At 73.5% G+C, this 19328-nt stretch carries 20 protein-coding genes; 16 read left to right on the forward strand and 4 right to left on the reverse strand.

Annotated features, from left to right (window positions below; genetic code table 11):
• Positions 1 to 31 precede the first annotated feature (31 nt).
• Positions 32 to 430, reverse strand: a complete 399-nt coding sequence (locus MVA48_RS01895; protein WP_246985161.1) for an STAS domain-containing protein — start codon at positions 428 to 430, stop codon at positions 32 to 34.
• Positions 431 to 681: 251 nt separating this feature from the next.
• On the reverse strand, positions 682 to 1095 hold the full coding sequence (locus tag MVA48_RS01900; protein WP_246985163.1) for a hypothetical protein: 414 nt from the start codon (positions 1093 to 1095) through the stop codon (positions 682 to 684).
• A 166-nt stretch (positions 1096 to 1261) separates the two neighbouring features.
• Here MVA48_RS01900 and MVA48_RS01905 point away from each other — a divergent pair, with 166 nt between their 5' ends.
• The 6 genes from MVA48_RS01905 to MVA48_RS01930 all read left to right on the forward strand — a co-directional run bounded on the left by MVA48_RS01905 (position 1262) and on the right by MVA48_RS01930 (position 7870).
• Entirely contained in the window at positions 1262 to 1837 is a 576-nt protein-coding gene (locus tag MVA48_RS01905) for a DUF1360 domain-containing protein (protein ID WP_246985165.1), read from the forward strand.
• A gap of 127 nt (positions 1838 to 1964) precedes the next feature.
• The gene (gene ku / locus MVA48_RS01910; RefSeq protein WP_246985167.1) at positions 1965 to 2984 is read left to right on the forward strand and encodes a non-homologous end joining protein Ku; all 1020 of its coding nucleotides are present in this window, start codon (positions 1965 to 1967) and stop codon (positions 2982 to 2984) included.
• A 1-nt stretch (position 2985) separates the two neighbouring features.
• On the forward strand, positions 2986 to 4473 hold the full coding sequence (gene ligD, locus MVA48_RS01915) for a non-homologous end-joining DNA ligase (protein ID WP_246985169.1): 1488 nt from the start codon (positions 2986 to 2988) through the stop codon (positions 4471 to 4473).
• Positions 4470 to 5405 carry a non-homologous end-joining DNA ligase gene (ligD, locus tag MVA48_RS01920; RefSeq protein ID WP_246985170.1) on the forward strand — a complete coding sequence of 312 codons (936 nt, stop codon included), beginning with the start codon at positions 4470 to 4472 and terminating at the stop codon, positions 5403 to 5405. Before ligD (MVA48_RS01915) ends, ligD (MVA48_RS01920) begins: the two co-directional genes overlap by 4 nt.
• A 28-nt stretch (positions 5406 to 5433) precedes the next feature.
• Entirely contained in the window at positions 5434 to 6306 is an 873-nt protein-coding gene (gene purU, locus MVA48_RS01925; protein ID WP_246985173.1) for a formyltetrahydrofolate deformylase, read from the forward strand.
• Between the two features lie 223 nt (positions 6307 to 6529).
• A complete protein-coding gene (locus MVA48_RS01930) occupies positions 6530 to 7870 on the forward strand; it encodes an MFS transporter (RefSeq protein WP_246985175.1) in 1341 nt (446 codons plus the stop codon).
• A gap of 23 nt (positions 7871 to 7893) precedes the next feature.
• Here the strand turns inward: MVA48_RS01930 and MVA48_RS01935 are convergent, their stop codons facing one another.
• Both MVA48_RS01935 and MVA48_RS01940 read right to left on the reverse strand, forming a co-directional pair.
• Positions 7894 to 8844 (reverse strand): proteasome assembly chaperone family protein, encoded by a 951-nt coding sequence (locus tag MVA48_RS01935; RefSeq protein WP_246985176.1) that lies wholly within the window; start codon positions 8842 to 8844, stop codon positions 7894 to 7896.
• Positions 8845 to 8929: 85 nt separating this feature from the next.
• The gene (locus MVA48_RS01940) at positions 8930 to 10240 is read right to left on the reverse strand and encodes an AI-2E family transporter (RefSeq protein WP_246985178.1); all 1311 of its coding nucleotides are present in this window, start codon (positions 10238 to 10240) and stop codon (positions 8930 to 8932) included.
• Positions 10241 to 10316: 76 nt separating this feature from the next.
• Between MVA48_RS01940 and MVA48_RS01945 the strand changes: the two genes are divergently transcribed.
• From MVA48_RS01945 to MVA48_RS01990, 10 genes are all read left to right on the forward strand, one after another.
• Positions 10317 to 10784, forward strand: a complete 468-nt coding sequence (locus MVA48_RS01945; protein ID WP_246985180.1) for a PPOX class F420-dependent oxidoreductase — start codon at positions 10317 to 10319, stop codon at positions 10782 to 10784.
• A 38-nt stretch (positions 10785 to 10822) separates the two neighbouring features.
• On the forward strand, positions 10823 to 11407 hold the full coding sequence (locus MVA48_RS01950; RefSeq protein WP_246985182.1) for a SatD family protein: 585 nt from the start codon (positions 10823 to 10825) through the stop codon (positions 11405 to 11407).
• Between the two features lie 9 nt (positions 11408 to 11416).
• A complete protein-coding gene (locus MVA48_RS01955; protein ID WP_246985184.1) occupies positions 11417 to 11938 on the forward strand; it encodes a hypothetical protein in 522 nt (173 codons plus the stop codon).
• 86 nt (positions 11939 to 12024) lie between these two features.
• Positions 12025 to 12666, forward strand: coding sequence for a hypothetical protein (locus MVA48_RS01960; protein WP_246985186.1), 642 nt, complete (start codon positions 12025 to 12027; stop codon positions 12664 to 12666).
• A gap of 17 nt (positions 12667 to 12683) precedes the next feature.
• Complete coding sequence (locus MVA48_RS01965) at positions 12684 to 15128, forward strand: hypothetical protein (RefSeq protein WP_246985188.1); 2445 nt, start codon at positions 12684 to 12686, stop codon at positions 15126 to 15128.
• A 47-nt stretch (positions 15129 to 15175) separates the two neighbouring features.
• Entirely contained in the window at positions 15176 to 15736 is a 561-nt protein-coding gene (locus MVA48_RS01970; RefSeq protein WP_246985190.1) for an RNA polymerase sigma factor, read from the forward strand.
• Between the two features lie 225 nt (positions 15737 to 15961).
• Entirely contained in the window at positions 15962 to 16378 is a 417-nt protein-coding gene (locus MVA48_RS01975) for a hypothetical protein (protein ID WP_246985192.1), read from the forward strand.
• A gap of 178 nt (positions 16379 to 16556) precedes the next feature.
• Positions 16557 to 17003 carry a hypothetical protein gene (locus MVA48_RS01980; protein WP_246985194.1) on the forward strand — a complete coding sequence of 149 codons (447 nt, stop codon included), beginning with the start codon at positions 16557 to 16559 and terminating at the stop codon, positions 17001 to 17003.
• Positions 17004 to 17009: 6 nt separating this feature from the next.
• On the forward strand, positions 17010 to 17762 hold the full coding sequence (locus MVA48_RS01985; protein ID WP_246985196.1) for a dienelactone hydrolase family protein: 753 nt from the start codon (positions 17010 to 17012) through the stop codon (positions 17760 to 17762).
• A 166-nt stretch (positions 17763 to 17928) separates the two neighbouring features.
• Positions 17929 to 19251: an AI-2E family transporter gene (locus tag MVA48_RS01990; RefSeq protein WP_246985198.1), complete on the forward strand. Its 1323-nt coding sequence runs from the start codon at positions 17929 to 17931 to the stop codon at positions 19249 to 19251.
• The last annotated feature ends 77 nt before the right edge of the window (positions 19252 to 19328 follow it).

Raw genomic sequence — 19328 nt, forward strand, 5'->3', positions numbered from 1 at the left:
GGACCGGCGGGGCCTTTCGCGTGGTCCTTCGTCAGCGAGCGGTGCTGTCGGCGATCGTGAAGAGGTCGATCAGGCCGGTCACCTCGAGCGGGCGGGTGACGGCACGGGTGGTCGCGATCAGGCGCAGGCCCACCTCGCGGGCGCGGGATGACTTCTGCGTCTCGACGAGCACGGCGAGGCCGGCGGAGCCGAGGAACTGCACGCCGGACAGGTCGATGACCAGTTCGCGCGGCTGCTGCTCCAGCTGGCTGTCGAGCGTCGAGCGGAGCACCGGAGCGGTGAAGGTGTCCACCTCGCCGACGACCGTGACCGTCACCACGCCGTCCTCACCGGTGGAGGTCGAGAGCGTGATCACGTCGTCGAAGGGTGCCTCGGTGCCCTCGGTCGACACGTCGGGCTGCCCCTCGGCGGGCAGGTCGGATGTGGTCACGGACAGTGGCTCCTCTCGGCGGCGTTCCCGGGCGGCGGTGACCGCCCGATCAATCTACCGCTGTGCGTTCGGGGGCTCGTCGCCCCCGGCCCGCAGGTGGATCTTCCAGGTCGCGCACCGCACCCGGGGGAGCGGTCCGCAGCGGCTGCCTGCTGAACCGCGAATTACAACGTAGACAACCGTCGGCGGGCGCGCCAATCCCGCCCCCGGGGGTCCGGGGGCGGGGTCGGCGTGCGGCGACTCCGGCGGGATCAGCCCTCGACGACGTGCACGGCGCCCTCTTCGGGCCCCTGCCCGCCGACCGGCTCGTCGGCGGTGGCCTCGATGTCGTCGGCGGTGCGGTTGGTGCCGGAGTCGGAGTCCGGCGTGGTGTTGAGGTCCTGCTCCAACTGCGCGCCGGCCCGGTCGGGGTCCTCGGCGGGCCGGACGTCGGGAGCGTCGTCCGGGATCTCGCGGTCGAGCCGGTCGGTCAGCGCCTCGCCCTCCGACTGCTCGAACGCCGTCGTCCCGTGGTCGACCGATGCGCCAGGCCGCTCGCCGGGCAGTGGTGCGAACTGCGGGTCCTCGGCACGAGCCTGGGTGGGCATGTCGTCCTGCGACACCTCGGGGATGCCGTCGTCCTCGGGGAAGATGTCGCGGGAGGTCTGGCCCTCGGGCTGCGTCATCGCTGTGCCTCCTTCGGCTCGTGGTCGCGCGCCGGGCCACCGGCCCGGCGCGACTGCGTCTGGCACCCGCCCTACCCGCCGCCCCGCCGGACATGCCTGGTTGTGCCGTGGCGCACGGGGGGCCGCGCCGGGCATGCGCCGTCCGCGGCGGGGGTAGCGCCGCCCCATGGCAATAGCAGACGAGGTCTCGCGCCTCGCCGATCCCGTCCGCCGGTGGGCACGCGCGCAGAAGCAGGAGTACACCAACGGGGAGCCGCGCCCGCTCGCGGGCGACCTCGGTGCGATGGGCGTCTACCTGGGTCTGGTCTCCGCCGCCGCCACGGCGGTGCGCGCTTCGGGCCGGGAGCTGCCCGAGCGGATCCCCGCCGGCGACGCGTTCCTCCTGACCGTCGCGACCTTCCGCCTGGCCCGCCGGATCGCCAAGGACCCCGTCACGGCCCCCGTGCGAGCGCCGTTCGTCCGGTTCGAGGGGCCGTCGGGGCACGCGGAGGTGGCCGAGGAGGTGCGGGAGCACGGTGGCGTCAAGCACGCCGTCGGTGAGCTGCTGACCTGCCCGTTCTGCCTGGCCCAGTGGGTCGGCACCGGGTTCGTCTTCGGCTACGTGACCGCGCCCAAGGCCACCCGGCTGGCCGCCCTCACGATGACCATGGTGGCGGGGTCCGACGTTCTGCAGTTCGTCTACGACTCGATCCAGAACGGCGGCCTGGCGCCGCAGACCGAGGGTGTGGACCCGCCGGACTGATCAGGCCCGGTCGCCCGTCCGGGGGAGCCGGCGCGTCGGACGACCTGCCGCGGGTACCCGGGCGGACCTATTCTGACGATCTTGACCTGTGTGCGGGTCCGAGGGCGACGTTCGGGAGAGGTTCGGCATGCGATCGATCTGGCGCGGGGCCGTGTCGTTCGGCCTGGTCAGCATCGGCGTGAAGTTGTACTCGGCCACCGAGGACAAGGACATCCGCTTCCACCAGGTGCACGCCACCGACGGCGGCCGGATCAAGTACCGGCGGGTCTGCTCGATCGACGGCGAAGAGGTCGAGTACAGCGACATCGCCAAGGGCTACGAGCTGCCCGACGGCCAGGTGGTCATCCTCACCGACGAGGACTTCGACGACCTGCCGCTGAGCACCCGGCGCGAGATCGACGTCCTCCAGTTCGTCGCCCAGGACGAGATCGACCCCATCCAGTTCGAGAAGACCTACTACCTCGAGCCCGACGGCCCGGCGACCCGCCCCTACGTGCTGCTGCGCGACGCCCTGGAGAACGCCGGCCAGGTCGCGATCACCAAGATCGCCATCCGCCAGCGCGAGTCGCTCGCGGCACTGCGGGTCCGCGACGGCGTGCTGGTCCTGCACACGATGCGCTGGCCCGACGAGATCCGGACCCCGGACTTCGGGTTCCTCGACGAGGACATCACCGTCCGCCCGCAGGAGCTGAAGATGGCCGAGGCCCTGATCGCGTCGATGACCGGTGAGTTCGACCCGACCGAGTTCACCGACGACTACCGCGAGGCCATGACCGCGCTGCTCGAGGCCAAGCAGACCGGCGGCGAGGTCGCCCAGGTGCCGGAGGTGGAGGACACCGGCGGTGCGGTCGTCGACCTGATGAGCGCCCTGCGGCGCAGCGTCGAGCGGGCCCGTGGCGGTCCGGCCGACGACATCGCGGACGACTCCTCCGACGACGTCCAGGAGCCGGCCGCCGCGACGAAGGCGCCGGCCAAGAAGGCCGCCCCGGCCAAGAAGGCCGCCCTGGCCAAGAAGGCCGCCCCGGCCAAGAAGGCGGCTCCCGCGAAGAAGGCGGCGGCCGAGAAGCCGGCGGCGAAGAAGACGACGGCGGCGAAGAAGACCGCCGCGGACAAGCCGCCGGCCAAGCGCGCCCGCCGCAGCGCCTGACGTGCCTGCCCGGCCGGGCGACCCGCTCGCCGAGTACCGCCGCAAGCGGGATCCCGCGCGCACTGCCGAGCCGGTGCCGGCGGAGGGCCGGCCCCTGCCGGTGGGGAACGACGACACCTTCGTCGTCCAGGAGCACCACACGCCCCGTGGCCGCACCGGTGAGCGGGTGCACTGGGATCTGCGGCTGGAACGGGACGGCGTCCTGAAGAGCTGGGCCGTGCCGAAGGGCCCGCCGACGGTGCCCGGACCCAACCGGCTCGCCGTCCCGACCGAGGACCATCCGCTGGAGTACGCATCGTTCGCCGGCACGATCGCCGCGGGGGAGTACGGCGGCGGCGAGGTCACCATCTGGGACGCCGGCCGGTACGCCACCGAGAAGTGGGACGACAAGCACATCATCGTGAGCTTCGACGGCCGCCGGCTGGCCGGCCGGTACGCGCTGTTCCCCGTCGACGAGAAGGCCTGGAACATCCGCAAGCTCGACGACACACCTCCGGTGGGGAACCGGGCCGACGAGCTGATCGACGTCCCGCTGCCGATGCTGGCCTCGCCGTCGACCATGCCCACCGACGCCGAGGACGCCCAGTGGGGCTACGAGTTCAAGTGGGACGGCGTGCGCGCGGTGGCCGCCGTGCGGGACGGCGTCCTGCAGCTGACCTCCCGCAAGGGCACCCCGATCACCGTGCGCTACCCGGAGGTGGCCACGCTGCCCACGGCGCTGGCCGGACACGACGCCGTCCTCGACGGCGAGATCGTGCTGCTCGACGAGGCGGGACGACCCGACTTCGGGGCGCTGCAGAGCCGGATGCACCGCACCGGGCCGGAGGTGCCGCAGCTCGCGGCGGCGCGGCCGGTCACCTACCTGGTCTTCGACCTGCTGTCGTGGGACGGCGAGGACCTGCTCGACCGCCCGTTCGCCGAGCGCCGGCGCCTCCTCGACGGACTCGGCATCGCCGGGCACCGCTGGGTGACGACGCCGTGGTTCGAGGGCGACGGCTCGGGAGTGGGCGCCGACGTGCTCGCGGCCAGCCAGGAGAACCGGCTAGAAGGCGTGGTCGCCAAGCGGCTGACGTCGGTGTACCGCCCGGGCGTGCGCAGTCCCGACTGGCGGAAGATCAAGAACGTCCGCGCGCAGTCGGTCGTCGTCGGCGGGTGGCGGCCGGGTCAGGGACGGCGGTCCGGGGGCATCGGCTCGCTGCTGTTCGGTGTGCCGGACGACGAGGGCCGGCTGGTCTACGCCGGGCACGTCGGCACCGGCTTCAGCGACCAGGACCTCGACGACCTGCAGCGGATGCTCACCCCGCGGAAGACCTCGCCGTTCGCCGGCACGCTGCCGCGGGAGATCACCCGCGACGCGCACTGGGTCGAGCCCGACCTCGTGGGGGAGGTCGCCTTCTCGGAGTGGACGGCGGACCGCCGGCTGCGGCACCCGGCGTGGCGCGGCGTGCGCGACGACCTGGAGCCCGACGACGTCGTGGTGGAGTCGTGAGCCCGGACCCGAAGAAGCAGCGGGTGGAGATCGGCGGGCGGGTGCTGCAGGTCTCCAACCTGGACAAGGTGCTGTACCCGGAGGTCTCGTTCACCAAGGCACAGGTGATCGACTACTACGTGCGGATCGCGCCGGTGCTGCTGCCGCACCTGGCCGGGCGCCCGGTCACCTTCACCCGCTGGCCCGACGGGATCGAGGGGCAGACCTTCTTCGAGAAGAACAGCGCCCGGCACGCGCCGGACTGGGTTCGCCGCGTCACGATCCCCAGCCCCGGCAGCTCCACCGGCCGCGAGACCCTGGAGATGGTCGTGCTCGAGTCGGTCGCCGATCTCGCCTGGTCGGCGAATCTGGCCGCCCTGGAGCTGCACGTGCCGCAGTGGCAGGTCGACGAGGACGGCGTCCCGCAGCTGCCCGACCTGCTCGTGCTCGACCTCGACCCCGGGCCCGACACCGGCCTGCCCGAGTGCTGCGCCGTCGCCGAGCGGCTGGGGGAGCGGCTGGAGGCCGACGGCCTCGACCCGGTGGTGAAGACGTCGGGCTCCAAGGGCATGCAGGTCTACGCGCCGATCGAGGCGCCGGCCGACCGCGAGCACCCCAGCCGGTACGCCAAGGCGCTGGCGCAGGAGCTCTCGGCCGAGACCCCGGACGACGTGGTGTGGCGCATGGAGAAGGTGCTCCGGCCCGGCAAGGTGCTCATCGACTGGAGCCAGAACAACCCGGCCAAGACCACGGTCGCCCCGTACTCGCTGCGCGCGCGGCCCGCCGCCACCGTCTCGACGCCGATCGGCTGGGACGAGGTCGACGCGGTGCGCGAGGGCGCCGATCCGTCGTCCCTGCGGTTCGGCACCGACGAGGTGCTGGCGCGGGTAAAGGAGTACGGCGACCTCTTCGACGTCGCCGGTGCCCGGCGGGCGCCGCTGCCCGAGGCCTGAACTCCGGCATCTGCGAGGATCTGCGGCCATGTCCGCTCCCGACGCCCGCTTCACCGACGTCGGCCGGCTCGTCGTCCGCTGTCCCGACCGGCCCGGCATCGTCGCGGTGCTGTCCCGGCTGCTCGCGGATGTCGGTGCGAACATCACCGACTCGCAGCAGCACTCCTCCGATCCGCTGGGCGGCACGTTCACGCTGCGGCTGGAGTTCGTGCTCGCCGACCTGGCGGCCCACCGGCAGCACCTCGAAGGGGCGCTGAGCCTGCTGGCCCGGCAGTGGGGCATGACCTGGCGGCTGACCGAGGCGGTGCACCGGCCGACCATCGCGGTGTTCGTGAGCAAGACCGACCACGTGCTGCAGGAGCTGATCTACCGGGTGCGGGCAGGTGACATCCGTGCCGAGATCGCCTGCGTCGTCTCCAACCACCGCGACCTCGAGCCGGTGGCGGTGTCGGCCGGCCTGCCCTTCCACCACGTGCCGGTGACGGCGGAGACCAAGGCCCAGGCGGAGGCGGCCGCGCTCGAGCTGATCGGCGACGTCGACCTGGTCGTGCTGGCGAGGTACATGCAGATCGTGTCGCCGGAGTTCTGCGCGCGGTTCCCGGAGCGGCTGATCAACATCCACCACAGCTTTCTGCCGGCGTTCGTCGGCGCCAACCCGTACCAGGCCGCGCACGACCGCGGGGTGAAGCTGATCGGTGCGACCGCCCACTACGTGACGCCGGAGCTCGACGCCGGGCCGATCATCGAGCAGGAGGTGGCCCGGGTCGACCACCGTGCCACCGTCGAGGACATGCGCCGGGTGGGCCGGTACGTCGAGCGTCAGGTCCTCGCCCAGGCGGTCACCTGGCACGTCGAGGACCGCGTCATCGTCGAGGGCCCACGCACCATCGTCTTCGCCTGACCGCCCCGGCCACGATCAGGTGACCTGATCATCGAGCGTCCTCCCTCGTGGTGGGCGGTGAGGGAGGACGCGCCACGATCAGGTCACCTGATCCTCGCCGTGCCTTGGCGTGGACGGCCCGCGCGACGTCACGGGCCACCGGATGACGCAGTGCGGCCCGAACGACAGGCCGCGACGGGGACCTCCGGTCGCGGCCCGTTGTGCTCTCGGCAACGCTGGAGCCATGAGCGAGTCGGGCACCACCACATCTGCGTCGACCGGCACCGCCGCCCGCGCGGCCGGATGGGTCGGGCCGCTGTGCTGGATCGCCGTCCTGCTGGACGGCTTCGACCTCGTGGTGGTGGGCACCGTGGTGCCGACCCTGCAGTCGCCGGAGGAGTGGGACCTCACCGGCGCAGGGACGACGTTCGTCATCACGATCGGCCTGGTCGGCATGATGATCGGCGCGCTGACCATCGGCACGCTCACCGACCTGGTGGGACGGCGCAAGGCGCTGATCGGCGCGGTGGTCGCGTTCTCGCTGTTCACGCTGCTGTGCGCGTTCGCACCCAACGAGGGCGTGTTCGGCGTACTGCGGTTCCTGGCCGGGGTGGGGCTGGGCGGCTGCCTGCCGACCGCGATCGCGATGGTCAACGAGTTCTCGCGCTCGGGGCGCAGCGGCCGGGCGACCACGACGATCATGACCGGCTACCACGTGGGCGCGGTGGCGACCGCCGCGCTGGCCATCGTGGTGATCCCCACCCTGGGCTGGCGCGCGATGTTCGTCATCGGCGCGCTGCCCGCAGTCGTCCTCGTCCCGCTGATGCTCAGGCAGCTGCCGGAGTCGGCGTCCTGGCTGGAGGCCCGCGGCCGCCGGGCCGAGGCCGAGGAGGTGGCCCGCCGCTACGGGTTGCAGCTCGAGCAGCCGGCCGCCCCGGTGGCCGAGCAGGCGGGCGAGTCGGCGGGCGCCACGCTCAGGACGCTGTTCAGCGCGGGCTACGTCCGCAACACCGTGGTCATCGGCGTCACGTCGTTCATGGGGCTGCTGCTCGTGTACGGGCTGAACAACTGGCTGCCGACGATCATGCGCGAGGCGGACTACGAGCTCGGCGCGGCGCTGGCCTTCCTGCTGGTGCTCAACATCGGCGCGATCGTGGGCCTGCTGGTCGCGGGGACGGTCGCCGACCGCATCGGGGCCCGCGCTGCGGGCATCGCCTGGTTCGGTGGCGCGGCGGTGTTCCTCGCGCTGCTGTCGATCCGGCTGCCCATCGCCGGCATCTACCTGATGGTGTTCCTCACCGGATGCTTCGTGTTCAGCGCGCAGGTGCTCGTCTACGCCTTCGTCAGCGCCAACCACCCGCCGCAGGTCCGTGCGACGGCGCTGGGCTGGTCGGCGGGCGCGGGCCGCATCGGCGCGATCGTCGGACCGGTCATCACCGGCGCACTGTTCGCGACGGGCAACGCCTTCCCGGGTGGCTTCTACCTGTTCGCCGTGGTCGGTGCCCTCGGCGCGATCGCGCTCAGCGTCGCGGTGACGGTGCGCTCCTCCGGAGCGCACCGCGGCCAGGTGCCGTCCTCCAGCTGAGCTGAGCCACGCCTTCCTCGCGCTCAGTCCCGGGGCTTCTTGCGATCCTGGTCGGCGAGGAAGCGCTCGAACTCCGCGCCGATCTCCTCCGCGGAGGGGACCTCGCCGCCCGACAGAAGGTCGGTGCCCTCGCGGGCGGCGGTGAACGCGTCGTACTGCTGCTCCAGCGCGGCCACCACCGCGACGTTCTCGGTCGACCGGGCGATCTGCTCGTCCACCTCGGTGCGGTGCGCCTCGGCCGCCTCGCGCAACGCCTCGGTGGGCAGGTGCAGGCCGGTCAGCCGTTCCAGGTGCTCGACCAGGGTCAGCGACGCCGCCGGATAGGTGGCCTGCGCCAGGTAGTGCGGCACGTGCGCGGCCACGCCGAGCGCGTCGACGCCGGCCTCGCCCATGCGCAGTTCCAGCAGGGCCGAGACGCTGCCCGGGATGCGCATCTCGCCCCAGTACACCGGATACGGCTCGATCAGCTGCCGGCGGGTGGCGTGGGCGGTGACGGTGACCGGACGGGTGTGCGGCACCGGCATGGGGATGGCCTGCAGCGCCACGACGGAGGTGACGCCGAGCTGCTGCACGAGCCGGGCGACCGCGGCGACGAACCGCTCCCACGCGTAGTCGGGCTCGGTGCCGTGCAGCAGCAGGAACGGCGAGCCGGCGTCGTCCTCGAGCGCGTACAGCAGGATCTCCGGCGCGGTGAACGACTCGTAGCGGTCGCCGCTGAACGTCATCCGCGGCCGGTGCGCCCGGTAGTCGACCAGGCTGTCGGCGTCGAACCGGGCGATCACCTCGTGGGGGAGGGCCGCCAGCAGGTGTGCGCCGGCCAGCGCACCGGCGTGCGCGGCGTCGAAGTCACCGGCCAGGTCGTGCACCAGCACCAGCCCGCGCCGCTCGGTGGGGTCGCCGACCTCCGCCTCCCGACCGAGGAAGCGGTTCGCCGCGGGGAGCAGCTCGACGAGCTCCTCCGGTCGCTGGGGCACGCGGGACCTCCCTGACGGTGTGGACGTTCGAGCTGTGCAGCTTCGGGGCGCGGCCAGGCATTCCCGCGGTGCTCCCCGGGCGCGGTCAGCGCTCCGGGTCGGGCGGCCCCGGTGCCTCCACCGGCTCGCGCACGAGTTCGGTGCCTTCGTCGCCGCCGGCGACCGCAGCCACCGTGCCGTCCTCGGCCACCTCCGGCGACTTGCCGTCGAACTCGTCGCGTACGTACCGGTAGATCACGGCGACCAGGGCGGCGACCGGCACGGCGAGGAAGGCGCCCACGATGCCGCGCAGGTTGCCGCCGGCGGTGACGGCCAGGATGACCACGGCGGCGTGCAGGTTGAAGCCCCGGCCCTGGATGATCGGCTGCAGGACGTTGCCCTCGATCTGCTGCACGACCACCACGATCGCCAGCACGATCAGGGCTGTGGTCAGCCCGTTGCTCACCAGGGCGATCAGGACGGCGAAGGCGCCGGCGACGAACGCGCCGATGATCGGGATGAACGCGCCGAAGAACGTCAGGACCGCCAGCGGGATCACGAGCGGGACGCCGAGGATCCACAGGCCGATGCCGATGAAGAACGCGTCGATGAAGCCGACCAGCGCCTGCTGACGGATGAACTCCGACAGCGTCGCCCAGGTCTTGTAGGAGAGCGCGGAGACGTGCCGCGCCGCGCGCGGACCGGTCTGGGCGGCCAGCCAGGGCACCCAGCGCGGTCCGTCCTTGAGGTAGAAGAAGACCAGGACGAGCGACAGGACCAGGTTGATCAGGCTGTTGCCGACGGCCGAGGCGCCCGTGAGGGCGTATCCCGCGATGTTCTGGGCGTTGCCCTGGATCGAGTTGATCACCGAGTCGACGGCCTCGCCGATCTGGTCCTCGCCCAGGTTGAACGGCGGCCCCTGCAACCACTCCTGCACGTCCTGGAGCGCGGCGGTGGCGGCGTCGGCCAGCTCGGTGACCTGGTCGGCGACCTGCGGCGCGAGCGCGACGATGATGCCGACGAGGGCGGCCAGGAAGCCGACGAGGACGGTGGCGGCGGCGAGGGCGGGCGGCCAGCCGTGCCGGCGCAGGAAACGGGCGAGCGGCCACAGCACCGTGGCGATCAGCAGCCCGAGCACGATGGGCAGGAGGATCGACCACAGCTTTCCGAGGACGTAGCCCAGCACGACCACGGCAGCGGCGACGAGCAGGAACTGCGCGGAGGCGATGGCCAGCGTGCGGCTCGCGGACCGCATGCGCTCGGCGCGCTGGAACTTCGGAGCCGGGGCGACCGTCGCGGCCGCTAAGTCGGGATCCGGGGCGTTGCGCCGCGCGGCGGGGGTGTCCGCCGGGCTCGACGTCTGCTCGGAGTCGGGGCTCCGTTCGTCGGCGGAGCGGCCGGGACGTCGGAGCCTCATGCCGACGATTGCAGCACAGATGGAGGAACCCGACCGGCTGGAAACGATCATCGGTGCCAGGCCGTAGCGTCGGGCCATGCCGAAGACAGCGACCGCCGACCGGGTCGGCCGGGACGCCCTGCTCGAGTTCCTGCGCCCTCGGCACCACGCCGTCCTGCTGACCCGCCGGAGGGACGGGGGCGCCCAGCTCTCGCCGGTGACCTTCGGCGTCGACGCCGAGGACCGCATCGTCGTCTCCACCTACCCGCAGCGGGCGAAGGTGGCCAACGCCCGCCGCGACCCCGCGGTCTCGCTGTGCGTGCTGTCGGACGACTTCGACGGCCCCTGGGTGCAGGTCGACGGCCGTGCGGAGGTGCTCGACCTGCCCGAGGCCCTGGAGCCACTGGTCGACTACTACCGCTCGATCAGCGGGGAGCACCCCGACTGGGACGAGTACCGCGCGGCGATGGGTCGCCAGGGCAAGAGCCTGCTGCGGGTCACGATCACCGGCTGGGGGCCGGTGGCCACGGGCGGCTTCCCGCCCGACGTCATCGACAAGCTCTGAGCCTTGCATCGGTCGAGGAAAGCTGTCAGACTTGCGAGGTGTTCGTCCTGACCGTGGACCAGAAGGGCAGTCGGCGGGCGGCTGACCGCGTCGCCGGCCTCCTGCCCCGGCTGAACGCGGCCGTCACCACCGTGCTGCCCTTCGAGCGTACGGCCGGCGACGAGTTCCAGGGGGTGCTCGAGGACCCCGACGAGGTCGTCGACGTCGTGCTCGACCTCGTGCGCGCCGGTGACTGGAGCATCGGCGTGGGGGCGGGCCCGGTGCAGACGCCCCTGCCGCAGAGCACCCGTGCCGGATCCGGCCCGGCGTTCCTCGGCGCCCGTCGCGCCGTCGACGCGGCCAAGCAGCGCCCGTTCCGCCTCGCGGTACGCGGCGCGTCCCCGCCGGATGCGGGCGACGCGCAGGCGGTGCTGAGCGCGCTCGCCGCGGTGGTGGACCGGCGCAGCGACCAGGCGTGGGAGGCCATCGGGCTGGTCGCCGACGGCCGGACGCAGGCGGAGGCGGCGACGGAACTGGGCATCTCCCGGCAGGCGGTGGGCCAGCGGTTGGCCGCCGGGCTCTGGGACCTCGAGCGCGAGCTGCGGCCGACGGCGGCACGGCTGCTCGTCCGGGCCGCGGGCTGAGGGGCTGGAATGGGCATCGCCTCGCTCGTCGTCCTCGCCGTCGTCGCGGCCGTCGGGCTGTTGCTCACGGCCCGGGGGGAGCGACGCCGTCCGGCCTGGGCGGCCGCCTTCCTGGCCGCGCTGCTCGTCCTCTCCGGCGCGCTCGCCTGGATGGCCGAGGACGTCGCGGGCGGCGTCCTCGAGGGTGGAACCGCCGCGGCCGTGCTGGCCGCCGTACTGGGTGGGGGTCCGATCGCCACCGCCGTCCTCCGTGCCGCCGACCCCGCGTCGATCGGTGTCGCCGGCGGCCCGCAGGACCCGGCGATCCTCCGCGGCGGTGCCTGGATCGGCGTGCTCGAGCGGGCGGCCATCGCGGTGGCGATGCTCGCGGGCTCCGCCGAGGCCCTCGCCGTCGTGGTCGCGATCAAGGGGCTGGGCCGCTTCGCCGAACTCCGCGCCCCGGCCGCCGCCGAGCGGTTCATCGTCGGCACGCTGGCCAGCGGGCTCTGGGCGGCCGGGTGCGTGGGGGTCGCCCTCCTGCTGCGCGGCTGATCACCCGACCGGGTGGCGCCGTCCCCAGCGCGTTTGGGTGCCGGAACGGGAGGGAAGATGCGCCCCCAGCCGACCCAGGAGGACACGTGAGCAACGACGAGGCACCGCGACCGCTCTCGCCCGAGGAACTGGCCGCCGAGACGGGGGCCGCCCTGCCCGACAAGGAAGTCATCTCGCTGCTCGACCTCAACGCCGACGTCGACCTCGCGCTCGACGCCGCGGCCCCCATCGACCTCGCCGTGGCCGCCAACGCGAACGTCGCTGCCCCGATCGACGCGGCCGTCGCCGCGAACGTGCTGTCGGTCGACTCCAGCGCCCAGGCGCTGGCCGACCAGGGCGTGCTGATCGACCAGGGCATCACCGGCGAGGCCGTCGCCACCGCGCCGCAGGACAGCACCATCGACCAGGGCGACGACACCGTCGGCGAGCCGGCCCCGGCCCCGGCGCCCACCCAGGGGGTGACCGAGACCGTCGGCGACCCGCTGTCCGGGAACCTGCTCGACGTCGACGTCAACCTGGCTGCCGACCTCGACCTCGCCGCCCCGATCGCCGGCGCCGTCGCGGCCAACGCCAACGTCGCCGCCCCGATCGACGCGGCCGTGGCGGCCAACATCGGCTCGGTCGGATCGGAAGCGACCGCGATCGCGCAGCAGGACGCGATCATCACGCAGAACATCGACGCCGACGCCTCTGCGACGGCCGACCAGCAGTCGAACATCACGCAGTAAGCGCGCGTGTCCCACCGATGACCGACCCCGCCACCCGACCGATCGCGGTCGCGGGCGCCGCCGCCGCGGGGAGCGGAGCCGAGGTGCTGCGGCGGGCGACCGGCGTCGAGCTGCTCGGCGAGGTGCCCGGCTCCGGGTACCGCCGGCCGCCCGCGCTGGCCCGCCGGGGCGACGGCCAGGTCCTCCAGCTCACCCCGCTGTTGCACCAGGTGCTGCTCGCGGTCGACGGCCGCCGCACCGTCGACGAGATCGCCGAGGAGGTCGGCCGCGCCACCGGCCGGCTCGTCCGCGCGGACGACGTCCAGCAGCTGGTGGCGTCGGGGCTACGTCCCCTCGGGCTGCTGCGCACCGCCGACGGCGGCGAGCCGGAGCTCCGCCGCTCCGATCCGCTGCTCGCGCTGAAGTTCCGGAAGGTGGTCACCGACCCCGCGGTCACCCGGCGCCTGACCGCGCCGTTCGCGGTCCTGTTCACGCCGCTGGTGGTCGTGCCCGTGGTCCTCGCCTTCGGGTTCGTGGCGGTCTGGGTGTTGTTCGAGCAAGGTCTGGCCGCGGCCACGGCACAGGCCTTCGCCAACCCGGCACTGTTCGTCACCGTCGTCCTGGTGACGGTGCTGTCGGCCGGCTTCCACGAGTTCGGGCACGCCGCGGCCGCGCGCTACGGCGGCTCGACGCCGGGCGCGATGGGCTTCGGCATCTACCTCTTCTGGCCGGCCTTCTACACCGACGTCACCGACAGCTACCGCCTCGGCCGGGCCGGGCGGGTGCGCACCGACCTCGGCGGCCTCTACTTCAACGCGATCGTCGTCCTGCTCTCGTTCGGCGTCTGGTGGGTCACCGGCTGGCACGCCGTCCTGCTGATCGTGGCCACCCAGGTGCTGCAGATGATCCGGCAGCTCCTGCCGTTGCTGCGCTTCGACGGTTACCACGTGCTCGCCGACGTGACCGGCGTCCCCGACCTGTACCAGCGCATCGGGCCGGTGCTCAAGGGACTGCTGCCCGGCCGGTGGCACCAGCCGGAGGCGACCGCGCTCAAGACCTGGGCGCGGGTGGTGGTGATCGCCTGGATCCTCGTCGTGATCCCGCTGATGGCGGTGTCGCTGCTGCTCATGGCGCTCGCCCTGCCCCGGCTCCTGGCCACGGCCTGGGCCTCGGTCCAGGACCAGGCGTCGCGCATGGGAGAGGCGTTCGGCGAAGGCGACATGCTGGCCGTCCTCGCGCGTGCCCTGGGCATCGTGGCCGTCGTCATCCCCCTGCTCGGCATCGGGTACGTCCTGCTCCGCCTGGTGCGGCGCACGGCGCTCGGCGTGTGGCGCCGCACCGACGGCCGCCCCGCACGCCGAGGTGTGGCGGTTCTCGTGGCCGCCGCGCTGGTGACCGGACTGGCCTGGCTGTGGTGGCCGGTGGACGACCGGTACCGGCCGGTGCGGGCGTGGGAGGGCGGCACCGTGCTGGACGCCGTCCCGGCCGCCAGCAGCACCGCCCTCGCCGAGGGGTCCCGGGGCGCCGCGACCACGATCTGGCCGGAGGACGCCGGACCGCTGCCCACCGAGGACCGCCCGCAACTGGCCATGGTGCTGGTGCCGGCGTCCGAGGCCGTGGCCGAGGGCAGCGAGAGCACCACGGCCGACGGCGGGACCGCGCCCACCTGGGTCTTCCCGTTCGACCGGCCGTTGCCCCCGGCCGACGGCGACAACCAGGCGCTCGCGGTGAACAGGGAGGACGGCTCCGTCCTCTACGACGTCGCGTTCGCCCTCGTGTGGGCCGACGGGGAGACCGTCGACAGCCGCAACGAGGCGTACGCCTTCGCCAGCTGCCGGGACTGCCGCACCGTGGCGGTGGCCTTCCAGGTCGTGCTGGTCGTCGGCTCGGCCGACGTGGTCGTGCCGCAGAACCTCGCCGGTGCGCTGAACTACGCCTGCCTGGAGTGCGTCACCTACGCGCTGGCCACCCAGCTGGTGGTGTCGGTGCCCGGCCCGTTGAGCGACGACGCGGCGCGCGAACTGGCCGAGATCTGGGCGGAGCTCCAGGCCTTCGGCGAGGACATCGAGGACGTTCCGCTCGCCGCGCTGCGCGACCGGTTGACCGAGTTCGAGGCCCGCATCCTCGACGTCGTCCGCGAGGACGTCGGAGAAGCGCCCTCCGAGGGGGAGGAGCGCGCCGACACCGGCACCACGGACGACGGCGGTACGGACGACGGCACCACCGACGACGGCACGACCGTGGACGGCGGCACCTCCGACGACGGGAGCAGCACCGGCGGCGGACCTGCGACGTCCACGGGTTCCGCCGAGCCGGGTGGCGGGGGGACGTCGGGGTCCACCGGTACGGCGCCGACCAGCGGTGCCCCCGTGTCGTCCAGCGCCTCCTCGAGCACCAGCCCGGCCTCGAGCACGAGCCCGGCCACGTCGGCGGGCAGCACGGCCGGCGCGGAGACCTCGGCTCCGGCCGAACCGACCGGCTGATCGGCGCGTTCCGAAAGAACGGGGGCGCGTCCGGACAGACTGTCGACGTGCGCCCCGCTGCCGACGACGCCGCCCGCCGCGGCCGATTCGAGGACGTCGTGGCCGCCGTGTACGAGCCCGTGCAGCGCTACCTGCTGCGGCGAGCCGACCCGGCGACGGCCGACGACGTGCTCGGCGACGTGTTGCTCGTCCTCTGGCGCCGGCTCGACGACGTGCCGGCCGACGCCGTCCTGCCCTGGACCTACGGGGTCGCCCGCGGCTGCCTGGCGAACAGCCGGCGCAGCGCCGTCCGCCAGGAGCGCGTCGTCCAGCGGCTCGCGCAGGTCTCCCGCGCCGAGGAGGAGCCCGACCCCGAGGGAGACCTGGCCGAGGCGCTGCAGGCGTTGCCGGAGGCCGATCGCGAACTGCTCCGGCTCTGGGCCTGGGAGCAGCTGGCGCCCCGCGAGATCGCCCTGGCGCTGGAGACCAGCCCGAACGCGGTGAGCATCCGGTTGCACCGCGCCAAGCAGAAGCTCAAGGCGGCCCTGCTGGCGGTCAGGGACCCCACCGGAAAGAACGGGGACGGATCCGGACATTCCGGAGTGCGAGAGGGAGGAGGGGCGCGATGACCGACATGCCGGGCCAGGACATGCCGGACGACGAACTGCGGGCCCGGCTCTCCCGGCTCGACCCGGCATCCGCCGGGACCCCCGTCGACCCCGTCACGAGCCCGCGGGCTCGTTCGCTCATGGAGCGTGCCATGACCGCACCCGTCCAGACTCCTTCTCCCGCTCCCGCGGGAGCCGACGGCTCGCCGCCGCCCGCTGTGGCTGCTCGCCGCCGCGGCGGCCCTCGTGCTCGTCGCCGTCGTCAGCGGTGCCCTGCTCCGCGGCGGCGACGGCCCGGGGGCCGACCGGGAGCCGGCGCCGCTCGCGCTCGAGCTGCCGGCCGCCGACGCGGCCATGTCCTGCGTCATGTTCGACGTGGCGTTCCTCGCTCAGATGCCCGTCGCGTTCGCGGGCACCGTGACCGGGATCGAGGACGGGCAGGTCTCCCTCGACGTCGACCGCTGGTACCGCGGTGGCACGGCCGAGCGCGTGACCATCGCCGTTCCGCCGGAGCAGTCCTCGGCCGCGCTGGACGGCGTCGACTTCCGCACCGGCGAGCGCTACCTGATCACCGCGACCGACGGCACGGTCAACGGCTGCGGCTTCAGCGGGCCGGCCAACCCGGAGCTGGAGAGCGCGTACGACGAGGCCTTCGGCGGCTGACGGCGCGACGACACCCTGCGGGCGGCGGCGGGGGCGGCGAGAATGAGCACGTCCCGCCGCCGTCCCCTGGAGGTCACGTGCCCGAGTCGTCGTCGGCAGCCGGTGCCGTCCGCAACCTCGAGCTGCTCGGCATCTACTGCAACGACCACCTGGCCGCCGCCACCGGGGGATCGAGCTGGTGAGCCGCATGCTCGGCCGCCACCGCGGCGGGGAGTACGAGCAGCCGCTCGAGCAGCTGCTCGACGAGCTGCGCGAGGAGCGGTCCGCCGTCCGCGCCTCGATACAGGCCCTCGACCTGCCGGTGCGGCAGTACAAGCAGGTGGGTGCGTGGGTGGGGGAGAAGTTCTCCCGCGCGAAGCTCAACGGGCACCTGCTCTCCCGGTCGCCGTTGTCCGACCTGGTCGAGTTCGAGTTCATCGCCACGGCGGTCCTGGCCAAGCGCGCCGGCTTCGAGACCCTGCGCGAGATCGCCGCGGTCGACTCCCGCCTGGACGGCGACCTGCTCGACCGGCTCATCGCGCAGGCCGACAAGCAGCACGACTGGCTGGCCGACGCCCGGCGGGAGGTCGCCGCCCGCGTGTTCGGCGGACGGGTCGGTCCCGCCGACGCCGCCGCCAGCAGCTGACCAGCCGTGTGCCACGACCAGGACAGCCGGCCGCCCGCGCCGCCGAGGAGCGCGCCGGTCCTCGAGCGGGGCGTCCTGACCCTCACCGCCGGTGACGGCACCGACTTCTCCGCCGCGTACGCCGCGCCGGAGGCGGAGCCGCACGTCGGGGTCGTCGTGCTGCCCGACGTCCGCGGCCTGCACCCCTACTACGTCGCGCTGGCCGAGCGGTTCGCCGAGACCGGCGCCGCCGCGGTGGCGATCGACTGGTTCGGCCGCACCGCCGGCGTCCCCGAGCGCGGGGTGCGCGACGCGGACTTCGACTGGCACCCGCACGTGCAGGCGGCCACCGCCGAGCAGATGGATCGCGACATCGCGGCGGCCATCGGCTACCTGCGCGAACGCCAGAGCCCCGAGCTCCCCGTGGTGACGGTCGGCTTCTGCCTCGGCGGCAGCATCTCCTGGCGGCAGTCCGGCGGCGACCTCGACGTCGCCGGATGCGTGGGCTTCTACGGCAAGCCGTCGGTCGTCGGGGACGCGGCCACCCGCGCGCGCCGGCCCACGGTGATGGTGATCGCCGGCGCCGACGCGGCCACGCCCGTCGAGGAGCAGCTGCGGCTGGCCGACACCATGCGGTCGGCCGGTGCCGACGTCGACGCGGTCGTCTACGACGGCGCGCCGCACTCGTTCTTCGACCGGGCCCACGGCGACTGGGCCGAGGCCTGCGCCGACGCATGGCAGCACGTCCTCGCGCTGACCGACCGGGTGGCGAGCCGCTGATCACGCCCCGGTGCTCCTAGGCTGGCGCCGTGACCGGCACGCCGATTCGACCGGAGGTCAGCGAGCTCGCCGCGACGGTGATCCGGCGGCTGGAGGGCTCCCCCCAGCGCCGGTGAATGCGCGATTACGGAACGGGTACTGGCGCGCGGGGATCGAGGGGGGCGGCATGGCGGTGCAACCGGAGGTGACGGGGACCGGGCAGACCGGGCCCCGCCCGCTGCTCCGCCCGTCCGGCGAGAAGTCGGTCGGGGCCGGCGCCGCCCCCGCGGACGGCGATGCCCCGGCCGACGAGCGGGCCCCGACCGACACGGGGTCGACGGCGGTCACCACGCACACGGCACCGACGGCGATCCCGCGGTGGCTGCTGCTCCTGGTCGGGCTGGCCGCGGCCACCATCGCGGTCGGGGGTATCCGCGCGGTCTCCTGGCTGGTCGCACCCGTCCTGCTGGCGCTGGTCGTGGTCGTCGCCCTGGCGCCGGTGCAGAGCTGGCTGCGCGGCGTCGGGGTGCCGCGGTGGCTGGCGACCACCGTGCTGCTGCTGCTCGTGTGGTCGGTGCTGCTGGCCATCGTCGGAATGCTCGTCGTCTCCGCTGCCCAGTTCGCCGCCCTGCTGCCCGACTACGCCGACCAGGCGGAGATCCTGATCAGCGACGTCGTGCGCGACCTCAACGACGCCGGGATCGTGTCCGGCCAGCTCTCCGACCTGGTCCGCCAGATCGACTACGGCCAGTTCGTCGGGCTGGCGACCGGCGTGCTCGGCCAGCTGACCAGCGCCGCCAGCACCCTGGTCCTGCTGCTGTCGGCCTTGGTGTTCATGTCCATCGAGTCCAGCGGCTTCGCGCGGCGGATGGCGCTGGTGGGCGCGGAGCGGCCGCACCTGCCCGTGGCGATGACCCTGTTCGCCCAGGGCACGCGGAGCTACCTGCTGGTCAGCACGGTGTTCGGGGCCATCGTGGCGGTCGGCGACTGGATCGCGCTCAGCATCATCGGCGTCCCGGCGGCTGCCCTGTGGGGACTGCTGGCGTTCGTCACGAACTACGTGCCGAACATCGGCTTCGTCCTCGGCGTCGTCCCGCCCGCCCTGCTCGGCCTGCTCGACGGCGGGTGGGGCGAGCTCGTGGCCATCATCGTCGTCTACGCGCTGCTGAACTTCGTCGTCCAGACGCTGATCCAGCCCCGGTTCGTCGGCGACTCCGTCGGCCTGTCCATGACGGTCACCTTCATCGCACTGCTCTTCTGGGGCTGGGTGCTCGGCGCCCTCGGCGCGCTGCTGGCGATCCCCCTGACGCTGCTGGTCAAGGCGCTGCTGGTGGACGTCGATCCACGCGGCCACTGGCTGGACGCCCTGCTGCGTGAGGAACCGCGGGCCCCGCGCACGATGCGGGCCCGCCGCCGGATGCACGCCCGCCGTGCGGCGATGGCCTCCGTGCGCCGGCTGCACCCGCCGCGCCGTGCCGTCCCAGTCACTCCCGCCGACGAGGCGGACTGAGCCGTTCGCGCTGGTCAGGAGGCGTGTCGCGGGAATGTCACCCCTGACTGGGACGTTCTTCCGGTGGAGCGTCCGGC

The sequence above is a fragment of the Blastococcus sp. PRF04-17 genome, assembly GCF_023016265.1.
Classification (GTDB): Bacteria; Actinomycetota; Actinomycetes; order Mycobacteriales; family Geodermatophilaceae; genus Blastococcus_B.

Excerpts from the sequence above, each read along its gene's own strand:
- MVA48_RS01900 (WP_246985163.1), bottom strand. The coding sequence starts at position 1,095 with ATGACGCAGCCCGAGGGCCAGACCTCCCGCGACATCTTCCCCGAGGAC.
- MVA48_RS01905 (WP_246985165.1), top strand. The coding sequence starts at position 1,262 with ATGGCAATAGCAGACGAGGTCTCGCGCCTCGCCGATCCCGTCCGCCGG.
- ku (WP_246985167.1), top strand. The coding sequence starts at position 1,965 with ATGCGATCGATCTGGCGCGGGGCCGTGTCGTTCGGCCTGGTCAGCATC.
- purU (WP_246985173.1), top strand. The coding sequence starts at position 5,434 with ATGTCCGCTCCCGACGCCCGCTTCACCGACGTCGGCCGGCTCGTCGTC.
- MVA48_RS01930 (WP_246985175.1), top strand. The coding sequence starts at position 6,530 with ATGAGCGAGTCGGGCACCACCACATCTGCGTCGACCGGCACCGCCGCC.
- MVA48_RS01940 (WP_246985178.1), bottom strand. The coding sequence starts at position 10,240 with ATGAGGCTCCGACGTCCCGGCCGCTCCGCCGACGAACGGAGCCCCGAC.
- MVA48_RS01945 (WP_246985180.1), top strand. The coding sequence starts at position 10,317 with ATGCCGAAGACAGCGACCGCCGACCGGGTCGGCCGGGACGCCCTGCTC.
- MVA48_RS01955 (WP_246985184.1), top strand. The coding sequence starts at position 11,417 with ATGGGCATCGCCTCGCTCGTCGTCCTCGCCGTCGTCGCGGCCGTCGGG.
- MVA48_RS01965 (WP_246985188.1), top strand. The coding sequence starts at position 12,684 with ATGACCGACCCCGCCACCCGACCGATCGCGGTCGCGGGCGCCGCCGCC.
- MVA48_RS01990 (WP_246985198.1), top strand. The coding sequence starts at position 17,929 with ATGGCGGTGCAACCGGAGGTGACGGGGACCGGGCAGACCGGGCCCCGC.